Below are 18,181 nucleotides of genomic sequence, written 5' to 3' on the forward strand. Positions count from 1 at the left end.
ACTTGCCATTACACGAACACGTCAAGGGGCCTTTGTGCCGTCACGCTTGTGCAGGTGTTCCTCGATCGCCTCAAGCCGTTGCAGGACCGCATCGCGATATTCGTCTGTGGCGGCGTTCGATTCTTCGGCATGGGCGTCCTGCATCGAGTTCACGATCAGACCGACCAGCAGGTTCACCACCGCAAATGTCGTGACCATGATAAAGGGCACAAAGAACATCCAGGCATAGGGATAGATTTCCATCACCGGGCGCACGATGCCCATCGACCATGACTCCAAGGTCATGATCTGGAACAGCGAATAGGCACTTAACCCCAGATTGCCAAACCACTCGGGAAAGTTGGCGGCAAAGAGTTTCGTTGCCATCACCGCGCCAATGTAAAAGATCAGCGCCATCAGCAGAAACACACTGCCCATCCCGGGCAGAGCCGTCACAAACCCCTCGACCACACGGCGCAGGCTGGGTGCCACCGAAATGATCCGCAGCACTCGCAAGATGCGCAACGCCCGCAACACCGAAAGCCCGCCCGCACTTGGCACCAGTGCGATCCCGACGATCACGAAATCAAACAGGTTCCAGCCATTGCGGAAAAAGCGAAGCTGATAGGCCACCAGCTTGGCCAAAATCTCTGCAACAAAGATGCCAAGGCAAATCCGATCAATCAGCAGAATCACGGGCCCCGCAAAATCCATCGCCGCCTTGGACGTCTCAAGACCCAGGGTGATCGCATTCACGATGATCACCGCCATGATAAAGGTGGTGACCCGGGGGCTTTCCAGAAATGCGGCCAATGGCGTGCGAATGGACATGCGTGATCTCCTTTAGGCGGGGATATGGGCCAGTCGGAACGCCCCGACAAGCTCTACATGCGCAGACCAGCGGAACTGGTCCACCGGTTGCACCCAATCCAGGATATAACCCGCATCGCTTAATGTTTTGGCATCCCGCGCAAAGGTTTGCGGGTTGCAGGACACATGGGCAATCTTTGGCACCTCCGCCCGAGCGAGTTCCGCAATCTGTGCGGCGGCCCCCGCACGCGGCGGGTCAATCACAACGGCGTCAAAGCGGGCCAATTCATCCGGCATCAAGGGACGCTGGAACAGATCGCGTACTTCGGAAGTGACAAGCTTGAGCCCCTGCGCCTGTCGCCAACCCGCATCCAGCGCGTCGATCATCTCAGGTGCGTTTTCATAGGCATAAACCTCGGCGTTTTCGGCCAAAGGCAAGGCAAAGGTGCCGCAGCCCGCAAAGAGGTCAGCAACCGCCTTGGCGCTCCCGACAATCTCTGTCACCAGATCGGTCAGCACCTGTTGCCCATGCGCGGTCGCTTGCAGAAAGGCACCGGGCGGCGGGGCAACGCGGGCCTTGCCCATGCGCTGATGCGGCGGGTGCCGCATCCCAATCATCTCGTCGTCCCAGGTCAGGCGGGCCAAACGGTGCGTTTCACAAATTGCGGCCAGCGCAATCCGCAACGGCCCGTCCAACGGCTTGCCACCTGTGACTGCTACATCAAGGCCCTCAAGACTGCTGGTCACTGTCACGCTCAGCGCCGCCTTGCGGCTGGCGCCGGTAATCGCCAACGCCTCGGCCACAGGTTGGGCGGCGGCCAGTTCGGGGGTTACCAGCACACAGGATGGAACCGGCACGATGGTATCAGACTTGCGCCCGTGAAAGCCAACCATCGCCCCCTTTTTTGTGCGCCGCGCGGCAAAGCTGGCGCGCCTGCGCGACCGGTCAGGCGAGGTCAGCGTCGGGCGCACCTCGGCCTCGACCCCTTGGACGGCCAAAGCGGTCACAACGATACCGCGTTTGAAATCGGCCACAAAAGCGTCGGATGCGTGCTGCAAACTGCATCCGCCACAGGACCGAAAGTGTGGGCAGGGTGCGGACACCCGTTGATCCGAGGGCGTTTCGATCCGCATATCGGTCAACGTGTCGCCATCCAGCGTCCCGCTCACCACTTCACCGGGTAGGGTCAGGGGCACGAAAATCGGGCCCTTGGCCACGCCATCGCCCTGCTGTCCAAGCCGTTCAATCGTCAGTGTTGTCATAAGCACGGGCCTAAAGGGATGCGCGCGTGGGCAAAAGCCCTATTCCGCCGCCTTGGTGCTGATAAAGCCGCCCGATTGCCGCTGCCAATACTTGGCATAAAGGCCCCCTCGGGCCAACAGGGCGTCATGGGTGCCTTCCTCGGCGATGCGGCCCGCATCCATAACCACGATGCGGTCCATCTCGGTCAGGGTGGACAGACGGTGGGCGATGGCCAGCACGGTTTTACCCTCCATCACCCGGGTCAGGGCGGCTTGGATCGACGCCTCAACCTCGCTGTCGAGTGCACTTGTCGCCTCGTCCAGAACCAGGATCGGTGCATCCTTGAGGATCGCGCGAGCCAGGGCAATCCGCTGGCGTTGCCCGCCCGACAGTTTGACACCGCGTTCGCCCAAATGCGCCTCGTAGCCTTTGCGCCCTTTATGGTCCTGCATGTCGAGGATGAAGTCCTGCGCCTCGGCCTTCTGAGCCGCCGCCATCATTTCCTCCTCGGACGCATCAGGGCGGCCATAAAGAATGTTGTCCCGGGCTGAGCGGTTGAACATCGCCGTTTCCTGCGTGACCATGCCGATGGCCCGGCGCAGGCTCTCCTGCGTTACGTCGTTGACGTCCTGACCGTCGATCAAAATGCGTCCCTGTTCCGGGGCATAAAGACGCAAAAGCAGGTTGACCAAGGTAGACTTCCCAGCCCCCGAGGCCCCAACAATGCCCACCTTTTCACCCGGTTGAATGGACAGGGAAATGCCATCAATCCCACCGGTTTCGCGACCATAGCTAAAGCCAAGACCGTCGAACGTGATCGCGCCCTGAACATCCCGCAAAGGGGTGGCATCGGGTGCGTCCTCCAGCCGGGTGCGGGGGGTGAGGGTGCGCATGCCGTCCTCGACTTCACCAATGTTCGAATAGATGGCCATCAGCGTAAAACTGACCCAACCAGTCATCTGTGCAATGCGAATCGCGATAGCACCAGAGGCGACGATATCCCCGGGGGAGGCTTGCCCCGCCTGCCACATCAAAATCGTGCCGCCCAACAGCAGAACAGGCAACAGCCCGGCCAAGGTCATCAGGGCCAAACGAAAGCAGGCCGCCAGAACCCCGAATTTGACCGCCGCTTCCCGAAACACCCCCATCGCGCCCAGCGCAGCCTGATCCTCGTGATCATCATGAGCAAAGAGCTTGACGGTTTTGATATTGGTGATCGTATCGACCACTTGCCCCGACACCATCGCGCGCGCCGCCGCGCGCGTCGCAGACCGTTTACGAACCCGAGGCAAAAACCAGCGGATAAGCGCGAAATAGAACACCAGCCAAACAGCAAAACCCATCGCCACGCGCCAGTCGATGGCCAAGAGCAACAGGACAGACCCCACCAACGAAGCGAGCGCAAAGGCCACCACGTTGATGAATTCCGACACCACATCGGTGACTGCCCGCGCCGCCTGCATCTGTTTCTGCGCGATGCGACCCGCGAAATCGTCGTCAAAGAACGTAACCGCCTGACCTAACGTCCAACGATGCAACCGCGACAGAACCAGCGGGTTCACATTGGGCATAACGATGATCGAGTTCGAGGCCGAAGACAGCCCGAACAGGATCGGCCTCGCAACCAGGAAAAAGACAATTGACCCGATGACCAGACCGATATTGCCTGGGGCAAAGAACCCTTCGGGCCCGAACGTCACCGTCGCGTCGATCACCATACCAAGGATCATTGCGGTGCCCGCCTCCATCGCGCCGGCGAGCGCTGACAGGAAACCAGCCAACCACAGGGACGGCCACGCCCCTGACAAACACCAGCGCATGAAGGCCCACAGCGTTTCCGGCGGTGGACCTTCGGCCCGGTCGAACGCATTGATCCAGTTGGCGATGTTCACTCGGCAGCCTCTGTTTTCAGGAACCCGCCGGATTGGCGCGCCCAGAATTCGGAATATAGGCCGCCACTCGCCAAAAGCGCGTCATGGGTCCCGTCTTCGACGATTTTCCCGTCATCCAGCACCAGAATACGATCCATCTCGGCAATGGTGGACAGGCGGTGGGCAATGGCGATGACTGTCTTGCCCTCCATCATGCGATAAAGCGTATCCTGAATCGCCGCCTCCACCTCGCTGTCCAGCGCACTTGTCGCCTCGTCCAGCACCAGGATGGGCGCGTTTTTCAGAATCACACGGGCCAAGGTGACCCGCTGACGCTGACCGCCTGACAGCTTTACACCCCGTTCACCCACCTGGGCATCATAACCTTTGCGCCCTTGCGGGTCGACCAGATCAAGGATGAAGTCATGCGCCTGCGCTTGTTTGGCCGCCTCAATCATCTGGTCTTCGGTTGCATCAGGGCGCCCATACAGAATGTTGTCGCGCACCGACCGGTGCAGCAGCGAACTGTCCTGCTGGACCATGCCGATGTTCAGGCGCAGGCTGTCCTGGGTCACTTGGGTGATGTCCTGGCCGTCAATCTCGATCCGCCCGCCCTCAGGGTCATAAAACCGCAAGAGCAGCTTGACCAAGGTCGACTTGCCCGCACCCGAACGGCCAATCAGGCCCACCTTTTCTCCTGGCTTGATCGTCGTCGTGATCGCATCCAGCCCACCGCTGTCGCGCCCGTAATGGTGGGACAGGTCGTGCAACGCCAGCGCGCCGTCTTTCATCATTAGTGGCTTGGCATCCGGCGCATCAACTAGGGTGATGGGCTGCGCAATCGTCTCCATCCCTTCGGCGACGACGCCAAGCTGGCGGAAAAACGTGGTCAGAGCCCACATGATCCAACCGGTCATCGCGTTCAGGCGCAAGGTCAAGGCGGTCGCCGCCGCCACAACGCCCACGCTGGCCGCGCCTTGGGTCCACAGGGCAATGGCCCAGCCGACCACGCTTACGATCAGCAGTCCGTTCAGCGTCACCAACACCACATCCATAATGGTATAGAGCCGCATTTCAGCGATGAAAGTCGTGCGCGTCAGTTCAATCGCTTCTTTGGCGTATTCGACCTCGCGGTCGTGGTGCGCGAACATTTTGACCGAGTGAATGTTGGTATAGGCGTCAACGACCCGGCCCGTGGTGGTCGACCGGGCATCCGAGGCCGCCTGCGACGCGGGACCGACCCGCTTGACCGTCCAGCCAACAAGACAGGCGTACAGGACAAACCAGATCGTCATGGGAATCATCAGACGCGGGTCCGCTACACTCAGCAAAACGGCAGCGCCGATGAGGTACGCGAGCGCAAATGAAATCGCGTCGAACACCTGAAACACCACCTCGCCTGCGGCGGGGGGGGTCTGCATGATCCGGTTGGCGATGCGGCCGGCAAAGTCGTTCTCGAACCAGCCCACCGATTGGCGCAGCACATGTTTATGAGATCGCCACCGGATCAAGGTACCAAAATTCGGCAGAATCGTGTTGTTGAGCAAAAGCACATCCAGCATCTGCAACACTGGCCGGACAATCAGAACCAGCAATCCGACGATGATCACCTCGGTCCCGTAATCGGACCAAAAGGCAGCGGGCGACGTGCCCATCAAGTCCACGATGCGACCCATGTAATAGATCAGCCCCACTTCAATCGCCGCCACGATGATCGACATGACCGCCGCCGCGACAAAGACGCGTTTGAACGGCCGGGAGTAATCCAGCAGGAAAGGCCACAATTTGGCCGGCGGCACATCGGTTTCGGGATAGGGCGTGTAAGGATCGACGAGCGATTCAAAGTGCTTGAACATTGGAAGAGCCGTAAGTTTTGAGGGCAACATGTTCGTGACCGCGGGCCAAAGACCCGTTCGTCACGTCAGACGAAAAGCGACAGTTTCAGGCGTCCAGCCAGATCCCGCGAAACATGATGCAACCCTCCTTGCTCTGAAGGGTGACATAGCGCCGGTAGCGCCAAAAGTCACGTGCTCAAAAGGTCGTGTTTCGATTTAGTAAGGTCAGACGCCAGCCAATCCTGTTTCAGTGCCTTCAGACGTTGGCCAAGAGCAGGGCCGCTCATCTCTGGCAAATCACTGGCCGAAATTGGGAAAACAGCGCCTGCGCCGGCCTCGACCTGCTGCCTGACCTGGGCCGTCAGGGGCTTGTTCTCGATCGCCGCTCTCAGCAGAACACTGCCCATCCCAACCGTCGCGCCTAACAAATGGCCCATTGCCTTGGGCCCGAATTGGGTCATGCCGTGTTCCTGCACGTCCGCCAGTTTGCGCTGCTCCTTGCGTGACAACCGTAAACGATCTTGCACATCGACACCGCCCAGCGCGGCAAGGCGGCAGATCGGATCAGGGGCCAGACCCACGCACTGCTCCAGATATACAAAAGGACCGATCAGAGTGATCGAGGCACCAGGCAACACCCGTTGTAGAACACCGATCTGATCCATGATCGTAACCGCGCCAACGGGGTTCGGGGCGGCCAACAGTTTCAACATCTCTGCGCCGATACGTTCGGGCGAAAGCGTCTCTAATCCGTCCAAATGGGCCGCTATCGCATCCAACGTATCTGCATTCCATCCGGCATCCTCAGTTGCGTAAAATGCGCTGAAACGGAAAAAGCGCAGAATGCGCAGGTAGTCTTCGCGGATGCGCTGATGCGGGTCTTGAATAAACCGCACGCGACGCGCCAGCGCGTCAGGCAAGCCATCCAAAGGATCATGCACCGTGCCAAAACGATCCGCATAAAGGGCGTTCATCGTGAAATCACGGCGCGCGGCATCCTCGGCGATGTCGCTGGAAAAAGCGACGACGGCGCGGCGGCCATCTGTGGCCACGTCTCGGCGAAAGGTGGTCACTTCAAACGGAGTGTCATCAACCACAACCGTCACTGTGCCGTGTTCGATACCTGTCGGGATCGCCTTCCACCCGGCGGTATCGGCAATGTCCATGACCGCCTGCGGCACCGCATTGGTCGAAATATCAACATCAGACGCAGGCAGGCCCATCACTGCATTGCGCACGCACCCGCCGACAAAAAGGGCTTGATGCCCCGCATCCTCTAGCGCAGCCATCAGGCTCTGCGCCGCATGGTCCGCCAGAAAAGGCGTGTCAGCGTCTAGTCGAAAGGGATCCGGTCCGTCCATGCGCGCAGTATACGCGCGGTCGCGCCCCATATGTAATAGGGCCCGTATGGCACCGCGTAATATGATCTGCGCTGCCCGCGCCAGCGGCGCGATTCCACGACATAGCGACTGGCATCCAACACATGCGCCAACGGTACGCGAAACACCTCGGCCACTTCGCCGGGTTCGGGGCGCACCTCGAATTCCTCGGTGACCAGCGCCACAACCGGGGTCATGGTGAAACTGGTGACTGTTTCATGAGGCGCAAACGTGCCAAGCACCTCGACGATGGAGGGCGGCAGACCAATCTCCTCGCGCGCTTCGCGCAGGGCCGTTTCAATCAGATTGGCATCCGTGTCGTCCTGCTTGCCCCCGGGAAAGGCAATCTGACCCGGATGGTGTTTCAGGGCCGATGACCGCTTGGTCAGGATAAGGTCATAACCATCGGGGCCCGCAATGATCGGGGCCAGAACGGCCGCCGGACGCAATTTGCGACCGGGGGGCAATTGCACATCTGTGTTCAGGTCAAAATCAGACGAGGCAGCGCCGGTTTGTGCCAGCGCTGCCTGCGTGAGAGAAAGCAGATCACTCACTTGCTGTTGTTTCCGCCTCAAAGCCAACAGTTTTCGGATCGAGGTCGTAATGCGCCCCGCAGAATTGGCAATCTGCGGTCACGCGCCCCTCATCCGTGGTCATTGTGGCGATGTCGCGCGCCGAATAGATCGACAGGCTCTGCCGCACGCGATCCTCGGAACAGGTACAGCCAAATCGGACCGGTTGCGTATCAAAGACGCGCGGCGTTTCCTCGTGAAACAGCCGCAAGAGCAGATCGCTGGGGGCCAGTTGTGGGCCGATCAGCTCCAACTCCTCAACCGTGTCCAGAAGGATATTCACCCGGTCCCAATCGTCCGACGCATCGCCATCAAGCAGGTCTGTCGCGGCCACCAATTCGCCGGTACCTTCGGCCTTGGCCATCAGTGGAGACGCTTTTGGCATATGCTGCAACATCACACCGCCCGCGCGCCAGTGTTCGGCGACGCCCGGTTCCTGCGACTTGCCAAAGCTCAGCTGGAAGCGCGTCGGCAACTGCTCGGACTGCGCAAAATAAGCCTCGGCACAGGTCGACAATGATCCACCTTCAAGCGGGGTGATGCCCTGATATGGCTGCATGCCCTGGCCCTGATCAATCATGATCGCGAAATAGCCCTCGCCGACTTGATCAAATGGGGTCTCGTCGGTCAGTCGATCGGCGTCATAGCTGGCATAGGCTCTGATCCGGGCGATATCGCCCTCTTTTTCGGGGCCATAGTAGTCCGTCGCGATCATCCGCACCGCGCCCTTGGACTGAACCTGAAGCGACAATTTCCAACGCAGCTTGATCGTTTGACCGATCAAAGCCGTGAGCAAAGCCATCTCGGCCACCAGCGCCTCGACTTGGGGCGGGTAGTCATGTTGCTTCAGAATGCCGTTCAGAACACCGTCAAGACGCGCCACGCGTCCGCGAATGTCGGAAGCATCAAGTTGAAAAGGCAGGACGGTATCGTCCCACGCGAGTTGCGAACCAAGGGTCATTGGGGTTTCCTTCAGCGCCAGTGCTTGGCATATCGCGTCTATATAGGACAGTGGCCAGAAACTGAAAGAGGGTGCCTATGATCCGCCGTTTTGGTGAACCTCCTATCGCTGGGCAAACCTATGTGCGTCGGCCCGGTGTCTATGCAGTACTCCCGCGGGATGGTCAGCTACTCTTGACCTGTCAGATGACTCCTGCGCCAGAAATCCAGCTGCCCGGTGGCGGGATTGATCCGGGCGAAAGCCCGCTGTGCGCCCTGCACCGCGAGGTGTTTGAAGAAACCGGTTGGCGGATCGCCCAGCCACGCAAGCTGGGTGCTTTTCGCCGGTTCACGTTTATGCCCGAATATGACCTTTGGGCGGAAAAGCTGTGCCATGTCTATGTAGCCTTTCCGACACGTGCGATCAGCGACCCGACCGAACCAGATCATTCGGTTATCTGGATGACCCCAGACGCCGCGGCCCTGACTGTTTACAACGAAGGTGACCGGTCGTTTGTTGCCCGTTACTGCGCCTGATCCGCTCCGTGGTATTCGAACACCAGCCCTGACACATCGTCAGGAAAAGTATCCCCGCCTGCAAATTCCGCCAGCCGCCAAATCATCGCCTCGAACAAGGCGGGTCCCTTTACGTCTGCCAGGTCCGTCAGCATATCGGCGAGGCCCGCCTCCTCTAGCATCATACCATCGGCAGCAGGGCACTCGGTCACGCCATCCGACAACAAGATGATACGATCGCCCGGATGCAGCTGCGCCTCAAATTGGGTAAAGGAAATGCCCGACATCAGGCCGACAGGGAATCCGCCCGGGCCATCCTGTTCGATGCTGCCGTCCGCCCGTTGGATCGCGGGATGCGGGTGGCCCGCCTGTGCCATCCTGATGTGGCCAGTAGTAAGGTCCAGATCCGCCAAAAGAAGGGTGAAATAATGCTCCGTCTCCATCTCGTCGAGGACGAGATCGTTGAGCAGTTCAATCACCTGTTCGGGAGGCAGGAAACCGTAGGTGTCATCCTCCCTCTTGGCCAAAGCCACGTTCTGATCGGGAGCGGAGGCCGACAGATACCCCGCCAACCGCGCTGTCATTAAGGCAGAGCTGATGCCGTGCCCCGACACATCCAATGAATAAAGGCCCAGCCGCCCCTCGCCCGCAGGAAAAAACCCGACAAGGTCGCCGCCCACATGCCCGCTGGACCGCAGCATGAGGGATACGTCACCAGTGCCAAAGGATTTGTGCCGTTCCGGGATCAGCGATTGCTGTAGTTTTTTCGCCTCTAGCAGGTCGTTATCCAGCGAATCGTAAAGCCGTTGGAGTTCGTCCAGTGTGTCGGTGATCAGGCGGTTTTTCTCGGTCAGCTCCCGCTGCATCCGCAAAATCCGTTCGCCCGCCGCGATGCGTGCACGCAATTCGTTGGAGTCCACCGGCTTGGTCAGAAAATCATCGGCCCCCGCCTCAAGGCCCATCGCGACCTCATTCTTTTCACTCTTGGACGTCAGCAGAATGAAATAACCATAGCGGTCCAATGTGATCTTGCGAAAGGCGTCACAGAATTCGAGGCCATTCATCCCCGGCATCATCCAATCGCTCAGCACCAGGTCAGGCGATACCGTTTTGCAGATGTCCAACGCCTCCTCGCCCGACGCCGCCTCGTAGACCTCAAACCCCCAGCGCTTGACCGAACTGGACAGAATGCGCCGTTGCAACCTGCTGTCATCCACGATCAAAACCCGATGGGGGACATCGGGTTCAAACGATACCGGGGTATCTGCAATCGTCTGGGCGGGTACGTTCATATCTAGGTTTGTCCGAACTGCTCTGGCCCGGCCTACCCCGCCCAACTTAACGACCCATGAAGCGGACAATTGAAGTCTTTAAACCTTTACCCATTACCTTTTCTAAACTTCTCGCTGTTCCACTTGGTCGCAAGGAAAGGAGTCTGGCGATGATCGACTGGCAACGTGTGACGACCCTACGCGATGAAATCGGCGCGGAGGACTTTGAAGAAGTGGTGCCCATGTTTCTCGAAGAGGTCGAGGCGGTGACAGACGAATTACGCACCAATCCAGATGTGACCAAACTTGAGGACCACATGCATTTCCTCAAGGGTTGCGCTGTCAGCCTTGGCTTTGCCGCGTTTTCAGACATGTGCAACGATGGGGAGGTTTTGGCAGCAGCAGGCAAGGGGACGGAGATAGACGTGCCAGCGATTCTGGACTGTTACGAGGCTTCGAAAACCGCGTTCATGACAGGCTTGGCCCAAGGCGCCGCCGCCTAGATGACGAACTGCACCAGCATCTCATCATCGGTAATATCGGTATAGGTGAAGCCAGCCTCGTCCAACTCGCTCAGAAAGCGGGCAAAATTGTCTGGATGGGTCGTCTCGATCCCGATCAAAACCGACCCAAAGTTGCGCGCCGATTTCTTGAGGTATTCGAACCGGGCGATGTCATCATCCGGGCCAAGGATGTTCAGGAAATCCTTTAGCGCACCGGGCCGTTGGGGCATCCGAAGGATAAAGTATTTCTTAACGCCAGAGTAGCGCTGCGCCCGCTCCTTAACCTCCGGCAACCGCTCAAAATCAAAGTTGCCGCCCGAGGCGATGCACACAACCGTCTTGCCTTTGATTTGATCTGCGACATCCGCCAATGCCTCGATCGACAAGGCGCCGGCAGGCTCCAGTACAATCCCCTCGACATTCAGCATCTCGATGATCGTGGTGCAAATCCGATCTTCTGAAATCGACAAGACATCGCTTGGGTCGACATCCGACAAGCGGGCGAAAGTGCGCTGGCCGATCTTGGCCACCGCCGCCCCGTCCACAAAGGTGTTGATGGGCGACACATCGACCGGTTTACCCGCCTTGATCGCTTCGGCCAAGGACATGGCCCCGCTTGGCTCGGCAAAGGTATAGTCGGCTCGCGTCCCAAAGTAGCTGCGCGTGCCAGACGATAGCCCGCCACCGCCCACGGCCAGAATGACGCGATCCGGCGCGCGACCCAACTGCTCCTCAATCTCAAAGGCGACCGATGCTTGGCCCTCAATCACGTCATCATCGTCAAAGGGCGACAGAAAATGCGCGCCCACCTCGCCGCAATAGGCCTGGGCCGAGGCCAGCGTGTCGTCAAAATAGTCGCCCGTCAGGCGCACCTCGACATCTGCACCGCCAAACATCTTGGTCTTCATGATCTTTTGTTCGGGTGTGGTCACCGGCATGAAAATCACGCCTTTCGCCCCAAAATGCCGACACATGAACGCAACGCCTTGGGCGTGATTGCCCGCACTCGCACAGACAAAGATGGCCCCGGGCGCCATCACCTTGCGCATCGCGTTAAACGCCCCGCGCAGCTTGTAGGACCGTACCGGGCTCAAATCTTCACGTTTCAGCCAGATGTCAGCGCCATGCCGCTCTGACAGCATGTCATTGCGCAGCAGCGGCGTCGCCGGAAACACGTCGCGCATCGCCTGGGTGGCCGCGCGCACATCGTCCTGAAAGCTCATGAAGTGACCCTTTTCAACATTCACACCGGCCTAACCGGGCGCGCGGTTTCGGTCAATCTTGCCCCTGTGCCGCAAAACCGGTATCGGCAGCCAAACCGTCAAAGGAACATAAAGATGAGCGCGCCCAAAAAAGTTGTGCTGGCCTATTCCGGTGGCCTCGACACCTCGATCATCCTCAAATGGCTGCAAACCGAATACGGCTGTGAAGTAGTGACCTTCACCGCCGATCTGGGTCAGGGCGAAGAGTTGGAACCCGCCCGCGCCAAGGCCGAAATGATGGGTGCCTCCAGCATCTATATCGAGGACGTGCGCGAAGAGTTCGTTCGCGATTTCGTGTTTCCGATGTTCCGTGCCAACGCGCTCTACGAGGGGCTGTATCTGCTGGGCACCTCCATCGCGCGCCCCCTGATTTCCAAACGTCTGGTCGAGATTGCCGCCATCGAAGGCGCTGATGCCGTCGCCCATGGTGCCACCGGCAAGGGCAACGATCAGGTACGATTTGAACTGGCCGCCTACGCGCTGAACCCCGACATCAAGGTGATAGCCCCCTGGCGCGAGTGGGACCTGAGCAGCCGGACCAAGTTGATCGACTTTGCGGAAAAGAACCAGATCCCGATCGCCAAGGACAAACGGGGCGAGGCGCCATTCTCGGTCGATGCAAACCTCTTGCATACCTCCTCCGAAGGCAAAGTCCTTGAAGACCCCGCCGTCGATGCCCCCGATTACGTATATCAACGCACCGTCGCGCCCGAAGATGCGCCCAACACGCCTGAATACATCGAAATCGGTTTCGAGAAGGGTGATGCAGTCTCTATCAACGGGGAAATGATGTCGCCCGCCACGATCCTGACCAAGCTGAATGAGCTGGGTGGCAAGCACGGCATTGGCCGTCTTGATCTGGTCGAAGGCCGTTTCGTCGGTATGAAGTCGCGCGGCATCTACGAGACACCTGGTGGCACGATCCTGCTTGAGGCCCATCGCGGGATTGAACAGATCACGCTGGATCGCGGTGCCGCCCACCTCAAGGACGAGCTGATGCCGCGCTATGCCGAGCTGATCTATAACGGGTTCTGGTTCTCGCCCGAGCGCGAAATGCTGCAAGCCATGATCGACAAGAGCCAGGAACACGTCACAGGCACGGTTCGTCTGAAGCTGTATAAAGGTCTTGCGCGGACGGTTGGGCGTTGGTCTGATCACTCACTCTATTCCGAAGCGCATGTGACGTTCGAGGACGACGCCGGTGCCTATGATCAAAAGGATGCGGCTGGTTTCATCCAGTTGAACGCCCTGCGGCTCAAACTGTTGGCGGCGCGGGATCGTCGTCTAAAGTAATCTTGTGCGCGGCGAGTGCCTTGTAATGGGGCATCGCCGCGTCCACGATCCGGGCATACTCGCCAGTAACTTCGGGCAAAGGCCCCTCGGCCCCATCAAATCCGGTCGAACGGTGCACCGCGCCATACCAATGCGCGGCCCACACACCGTCTGCCGCATGGCCGCCAATGGGCCAGCGCAGCATGTTTTCATCCCATCCGATCCCGATCCGAGCGCAGAGCTTTTGTAACATTTGCGCGGGATCGGTCCGAATATCGGCGGAATCTATTACAATCGGCGCATCCACGCGGTCAAAGATCGCGGCCTGCTGGACAAACCCGATATCCTCCAATGTGGGCCCCTCGCGCTTGCGGGCATAGCTGGCGATCACCCGGGCGGGATGGCGGATCAGAAATATATTTTTAACATCTGCCAACCAGTCCATGCGCCAGTCAGGCAGCATGTGGTGCGTCATGTGCTTTTGATAGAAAATGGGCTCTGATACAGGCGAAAATAGCGATCTTACCACATCCGCAGGGTCGTTTGGCTGCGATGCCATGATTTGCATGCCCATTGGATGATCCAGCCCCGTCGCCGCCAGGTAGGCAGCATAAAACGGCTCGTCCACCACGCGGGCATCGCCCCGCGCGCCAAAGCTGTACATCATCGCCGTCGACAGATTGCGCGGCCCGGACCACATCGCGATACGTTTTGTCATGGGTCAAACGCTAGGCCGGACGCGCCAAATGGTAAACGATAATCACGGATGCGCGACTTCCCCACCCTGTGACTTGAGCGTGGCAGCAACCTGAGCCACGATTTGTGACAAAGGAGCATTGCCATGACACCCGTTCGGACCCTCAAGACCTGTGCCCTGACGCTGATGATCGTTTTGGGATTTTTGGTGCAAACGAAAACATCCCAGGCGCAGCAATTGGAAACCCTGACAGTCGCGGGCGGCTGTTTCTGGTGCGTCGAGGCCGATTTCGAAAAGGTCAAAGGAGTCAAGGAAGCCGTTTCCGGTTTTACTGGCGGTGCGGTGGCAAACCCAACATACAAGCAGGTGGTGGCAGGTGGCACCGGCCATATCGAGGCGGTCCAGATCACATACGATTCGTCTCAGGTCAGCGCGAGCACCCTGATGGCCCTCTTTTTCCGCTCAATTGATCCGACGGATGCGGGCGGGCAATTCTGTGATCGCGGGCAATCCTATACAACGGCCATTTTCGCGACACCCGATCAGCAAAACGCCGCCCAGAAGGCCAAGGCACAGGCCCAAGTCGATCTGGGCCAGACTGTGGTGACCCCAATTCTGCAAGCGTCAGAGTTCTATCCGGCGGACGGTTATCACCAGGATTATTACAAGCAGCGCAGCATCGTTCTGACCCGCTTTGGTCCCAAGTCCAAGGCAAACGCGTACAAGGCCTATCGCGAGGCATGCGGTCGTGATCAGCGCGTGCGCGAGCTTTGGGGGTCTGCGGCACCTTTCGCCGGCAGTTAAGTCAAGCGCGCGTCCTCAATATCTTTCAGGTCGGGGATAACATCGGCTGTGCCCAAACGGGTCACCATCAACGCCCCGGCCTGGGTTGCCAGCGACAAGGCCTGAGCCATCGGCAGCCCCCGGTCCAGTCCCGCGATCAGGAACCCGGTAAAGGTATCGCCAGCGCCCGTGGTATCCACCGGCGTGACGGGAATCGCAGACACATGTGTCTCTGTTCCGGCAGAAACGTTGATCCAGCGGCTGCCATCACCGCCCAAGGTTACAACGATATCGTCGATGCCAAGGTCGCTCAGATCCTTGCCCAGCGCCGCTTGCAGCTGCTCTGCCTCTACCTCATTCAGAACAAGTAAATCGACGAAAGGCAAAACCGCCTCAACCGCGGCTGCATCAAAGGGTGCCGCGGCATATACCACGCGCAGCCCAAGCTGTTTTGCGATTTGTGCAGCATAAAGCTGACCATTGGTTTCGTTCTGGGTGACCAGAGTATCGCCCGGCGAAGCGGTGGACAAAGCCGCGCCAATCATCTCTTCCGTGATCATACCATTGGTGCCGGGATAGATGATAATCTGGTTTTCACCGTCCTCGGCGACCGCGATATTGGCGTGACCCGTCGCCTCGCCCCGCATTGTCGCGATTGACCGCGTGTCGACGCCGTATTCCATCAACCGCTCGACCGTCCACGCCCCGTCACCGCCAACGGCCCCGATATGGGTGACCCGCCCAGCGCCACGCGCAATGGCGACCGACATGTTGGCCCCTTTTCCGCCCAGGCCTTGTTGATGCGCCGTAGCGCTCAATGTCTCGCCAGGTCCCGGCAGATGCGGCACGCGATACGCATTGTCGATATTGATGGAGCCGAGGTTCCAGACCGCCATCAGCCCACCTTGCACGCCGCCAGAACAGCCATGTTCAGGATGTCATTGGCACCCGAGTTCGACGAGCAAATCTGGATCGACCCACCCACACCTGCCAGAATCGGTCCGATCACCGTAGCCGCCCCCATTTCCTGCATCAGCTTGACCGATATGCTGGCCGAATGGCGCGCTGGCACCACCAGAATATTGGCCGGACCCGTTAGCCGCGAAAACGGATAGGCCTGTTGCGCATTCACATTCAGCGCCACGTCGACGGTCATTTCGCCCTCATACTCGAAATCAACGCCGCGCGCGTCCAGTACCCGAGGCGCCTGATGCATCTTTTCCGCCCGCTCCGACACCGGATAGCCAAAGGTCGAAAAGCTGACAAAAGCAACGCGCGGCTCAAGACCCATGTTACGGGCGACAATGGCGGCCTGCTCTGCGATGTCAGCCAGGTCCTCTTCGTCAGGCCATTCATGCACCAGAGTGTCGGCGATAAACACAATCCGCCCTTTGTGGATCAGGGCCGTGATGCCCGCGGCTTTGCTGGATGCGTCCGCATCAAACACGTGGCCAATCCGGTCCAGAACGTGGGCTGATTTGCGCGTGGCCCCCGTGACCAAACCGTCACCATGCCCATGGGCCAGCATCAACGCGGCAAACACATGTCGATCCCGCGCGGCAAGGCGGTGCACATCGGCACCGTCAAAACCACGACGCTGCAAACGTTCGTAAAGATGCGCTTTGTAGCTGTCCAAGTGGGTGGTGTTGGCCGCGTTCACGATCTCCAACTCGCGGGCCGCATCGCCCAGGCCAACAGTCTCTAACTTGGCCTTTACGTCATCAGCACGGCCTACAACCAACGCGGTGCCAAAACCGGAACGTTGATACATCACAGCCGCGCGCAATACGCGGGGGTCGTCCCCCTCGGCAAAGATCATGCGCGCCTGGGCCGCGCGGGCGCGGGCGTTGATGCCAGTCAGAATGCTGGCCGTCGGGTCCATCCGTGACTTCAACGACAGCTCATACGCATCCATGTCGATGATGGGCCGCCGGGCTGCACCGGTGTCCATCCCCGCCTTGGCCACGGCGGGGGGAATCCGGTAAATCAGGCGCGGATCGAACGGCGTCGGAATAATGTAATCGCGCCCAAAGCTCAGGTTTTTGCCATAGGCAAGCGCCACCTCGTCCGGCACATCCTCGCGCGCCAAAGCAGCAAGGGCATGGGCGCAAGCAATCTTCATCTCGTCGTTGATGGCACGGGCATGAATATCCAGCGCACCGCGAAAGAGGTAAGGAAAGCCCAGAACGTTATTCACCTGGTTGGGATAATCGCTACGGCCGGTGGCGACGATGGCGTCCATACGAACTTCATGCGCTTCTTCCGGCGTAATCTCGGGGTCAGGGTTGGCCATAGCGAAAATGACGGGATTGTCGGCCATGCTTTGCACCATATCGGGGGTCACCGCACCTTTGACCGAAACGCCAAGGAACACATCGGCACCGACCATCGCATCCTCAAGCGTGCGTAGATCGGTTTTCACGGCGTGGGCTGATTTCCATTGGTTCATGCCTTCGGTCCGGCCCTGATAAACCACGCCCTTGGTATCGCACATGATACAGTTTTCGTGCCGCGCGCCCATGGACTTCAACAGCTCGATACAGGCGATCCCCGCTGCACCGGCACCATTCAAAACGATCTTCACGTCTTCGATCTTTTTACCAGAGATGTGCAGCGCGTTGATCAGACCCGCAGCACAAATCACCGCCGTACCATGCTGGTCATCATGGAAAACGGGAATATCCATTTCCTCTTTGAGCCGCTGTTCGATGATAAAGCATTCGGGCGCCTTGATGTCCTCAAGGTTGATACCGCCAAAGGTCGGGCCCATCAGCTTGACCGCCTGACAGAACGCATCGGGGTCTTCGGTATCCAGCTCAATGTCGATGGAGTTCACGTCAGCAAAGCGTTTGAACAAAACCGCCTTGCCCTCCATCACCGGTTTGGAGCCAAGGGCACCAAGATTGCCCAGCCCCAGAACGGCGGTGCCGTTTGAAATCACCGCAACAAGGTTGCCCTTGTTGGTATAGTCATAGGCCAGCTCGGGGTTCTCGGCGATTGCCTCGCAAGGGACGGCCACACCGGGGGAATAGGCGAGGCTCAGATCGCGCTGCGTGGTCATCGGGACCGTTGCAGTAATCTCGAACTTGCCCGGCGTCGGCTCAAGGTGGAACGCAAGCGCCTCTTCTGGCGTCACTTTGGTCTTGCTCATCTGCGTAAATCCTCCCTCGCGTCCAACCCGTTTAACGCACCGCGCATCCCGCCTCAATCGACTTTGGCTTTCCCTTGGTCGCACCCGTTTGTAAGGTC

At 59.1% G+C, this 18,181-nt stretch carries 16 protein-coding genes; 4 read left to right on the forward strand and 12 right to left on the reverse strand.

The genetic code is table 11. The features are described from left to right. Positions 1–21: 21 nt before the first annotated feature. The 7 genes from Q1A44_RS02425 to Q1A44_RS02455 form a co-directional block, all read right to left on the reverse strand. Complete coding sequence (locus tag Q1A44_RS02425) at positions 22–810, reverse strand: ion transporter (protein WP_299619099.1); 789 nt, start codon at positions 808–810, stop codon at positions 22–24. Positions 811–822: 12 nt separating this feature from the next. Continuing rightward, entirely contained in the window at positions 823–2,052 is a 1,230-nt protein-coding gene (locus Q1A44_RS02430; RefSeq protein ID WP_299619102.1) for a class I SAM-dependent RNA methyltransferase, read from the reverse strand. A 39-nt stretch (positions 2,053–2,091) separates the two neighbouring features. Next, entirely contained in the window at positions 2,092–3,924 is a 1,833-nt protein-coding gene (locus Q1A44_RS02435) for an ABC transporter ATP-binding protein (protein ID WP_299619105.1), read from the reverse strand. Further along, complete coding sequence (locus tag Q1A44_RS02440) at positions 3,921–5,759, reverse strand: ABC transporter ATP-binding protein (protein ID WP_299619108.1); 1,839 nt, start codon at positions 5,757–5,759, stop codon at positions 3,921–3,923. Before Q1A44_RS02440 ends, Q1A44_RS02435 begins: the two co-directional genes overlap by 4 nt. 167 nt (positions 5,760–5,926) lie before the next feature. After that, positions 5,927–7,099 (reverse strand): CCA tRNA nucleotidyltransferase, encoded by a 1,173-nt coding sequence (locus tag Q1A44_RS02445; RefSeq protein ID WP_299619111.1) that lies wholly within the window; start codon positions 7,097–7,099, stop codon positions 5,927–5,929. Further along, positions 7,072–7,671 (reverse strand): CoA pyrophosphatase, encoded by a 600-nt coding sequence (locus Q1A44_RS02450; RefSeq protein ID WP_299619113.1) that lies wholly within the window; start codon positions 7,669–7,671, stop codon positions 7,072–7,074. Before Q1A44_RS02450 ends, Q1A44_RS02445 begins: the two co-directional genes overlap by 28 nt. Beyond that, positions 7,664–8,650, reverse strand: a complete 987-nt coding sequence (locus Q1A44_RS02455) for an Hsp33 family molecular chaperone HslO (protein ID WP_299619114.1) — start codon at positions 8,648–8,650, stop codon at positions 7,664–7,666. Before Q1A44_RS02455 ends, Q1A44_RS02450 begins: the two co-directional genes overlap by 8 nt. Before the next feature lie 77 nt (positions 8,651–8,727). Between Q1A44_RS02455 and Q1A44_RS02460 the strand changes: the two genes are divergently transcribed. After that, positions 8,728–9,165: an NUDIX hydrolase gene (locus tag Q1A44_RS02460; protein ID WP_299619117.1), complete on the forward strand. Its 438-nt coding sequence runs from the start codon at positions 8,728–8,730 to the stop codon at positions 9,163–9,165. Here the strand turns inward: Q1A44_RS02460 and Q1A44_RS02465 are convergent. Next, positions 9,153–10,436 carry a SpoIIE family protein phosphatase gene (locus Q1A44_RS02465; RefSeq protein ID WP_299619120.1) on the reverse strand — a complete coding sequence of 428 codons (1,284 nt, stop codon included), beginning with the start codon at positions 10,434–10,436 and terminating at the stop codon, positions 9,153–9,155. The two genes, Q1A44_RS02460 and Q1A44_RS02465, sit on opposite strands and share 13 nt — an antisense overlap. Before the next feature lie 149 nt (positions 10,437–10,585). Here Q1A44_RS02465 and Q1A44_RS02470 point away from each other — a divergent pair, with 149 nt between their 5' ends. Next, the gene (locus tag Q1A44_RS02470; RefSeq protein ID WP_299619123.1) at positions 10,586–10,918 is read left to right on the forward strand and encodes an Hpt domain-containing protein; all 333 of its coding nucleotides are present in this window, start codon (positions 10,586–10,588) and stop codon (positions 10,916–10,918) included. Here the strand turns inward: Q1A44_RS02470 and ilvA are convergent. Next, positions 10,915–12,141: a threonine ammonia-lyase IlvA gene (gene ilvA / locus Q1A44_RS02475; RefSeq protein ID WP_299619126.1), complete on the reverse strand. Its 1,227-nt coding sequence runs from the start codon at positions 12,139–12,141 to the stop codon at positions 10,915–10,917. The genes Q1A44_RS02470 and ilvA overlap by 4 nt on opposite strands. 114 nt (positions 12,142–12,255) lie before the next feature. Here ilvA and Q1A44_RS02480 point away from each other — a divergent pair, with 114 nt between their 5' ends. Beyond that, positions 12,256–13,473, forward strand: a complete 1,218-nt coding sequence (locus Q1A44_RS02480) for an argininosuccinate synthase (RefSeq protein ID WP_299619129.1) — start codon at positions 12,256–12,258, stop codon at positions 13,471–13,473. Here the strand turns inward: Q1A44_RS02480 and Q1A44_RS02485 are convergent. Continuing rightward, the gene (locus Q1A44_RS02485) at positions 13,436–14,170 is read right to left on the reverse strand and encodes an HAD family hydrolase (protein ID WP_299619132.1); all 735 of its coding nucleotides are present in this window, start codon (positions 14,168–14,170) and stop codon (positions 13,436–13,438) included. The two genes, Q1A44_RS02480 and Q1A44_RS02485, sit on opposite strands and share 38 nt — an antisense overlap. Positions 14,171–14,293: 123 nt before the next feature. Between Q1A44_RS02485 and msrA the strand changes: the two genes are divergently transcribed. Beyond that, complete coding sequence (gene msrA / locus Q1A44_RS02490) at positions 14,294–14,953, forward strand: peptide-methionine (S)-S-oxide reductase MsrA (RefSeq protein ID WP_299619135.1); 660 nt, start codon at positions 14,294–14,296, stop codon at positions 14,951–14,953. Here the strand turns inward: msrA and Q1A44_RS02495 are convergent. Then, a complete protein-coding gene (locus tag Q1A44_RS02495; RefSeq protein WP_299619139.1) occupies positions 14,950–15,828 on the reverse strand; it encodes a ribokinase in 879 nt (292 codons plus the stop codon). The genes msrA and Q1A44_RS02495 overlap by 4 nt on opposite strands. Further along, the gene (locus Q1A44_RS02500; protein WP_299619142.1) at positions 15,828–18,083 is read right to left on the reverse strand and encodes an NADP-dependent malic enzyme; all 2,256 of its coding nucleotides are present in this window, start codon (positions 18,081–18,083) and stop codon (positions 15,828–15,830) included. Before Q1A44_RS02500 ends, Q1A44_RS02495 begins: the two co-directional genes overlap by 1 nt. Positions 18,084–18,181: the final 98 nt, after the last annotated feature.

The sequence above is a fragment of the uncultured Tateyamaria sp. genome (assembly GCF_947503705.1).
In the GTDB taxonomy this organism is placed as follows: Bacteria; Pseudomonadota; Alphaproteobacteria; order Rhodobacterales; family Rhodobacteraceae; genus Tateyamaria.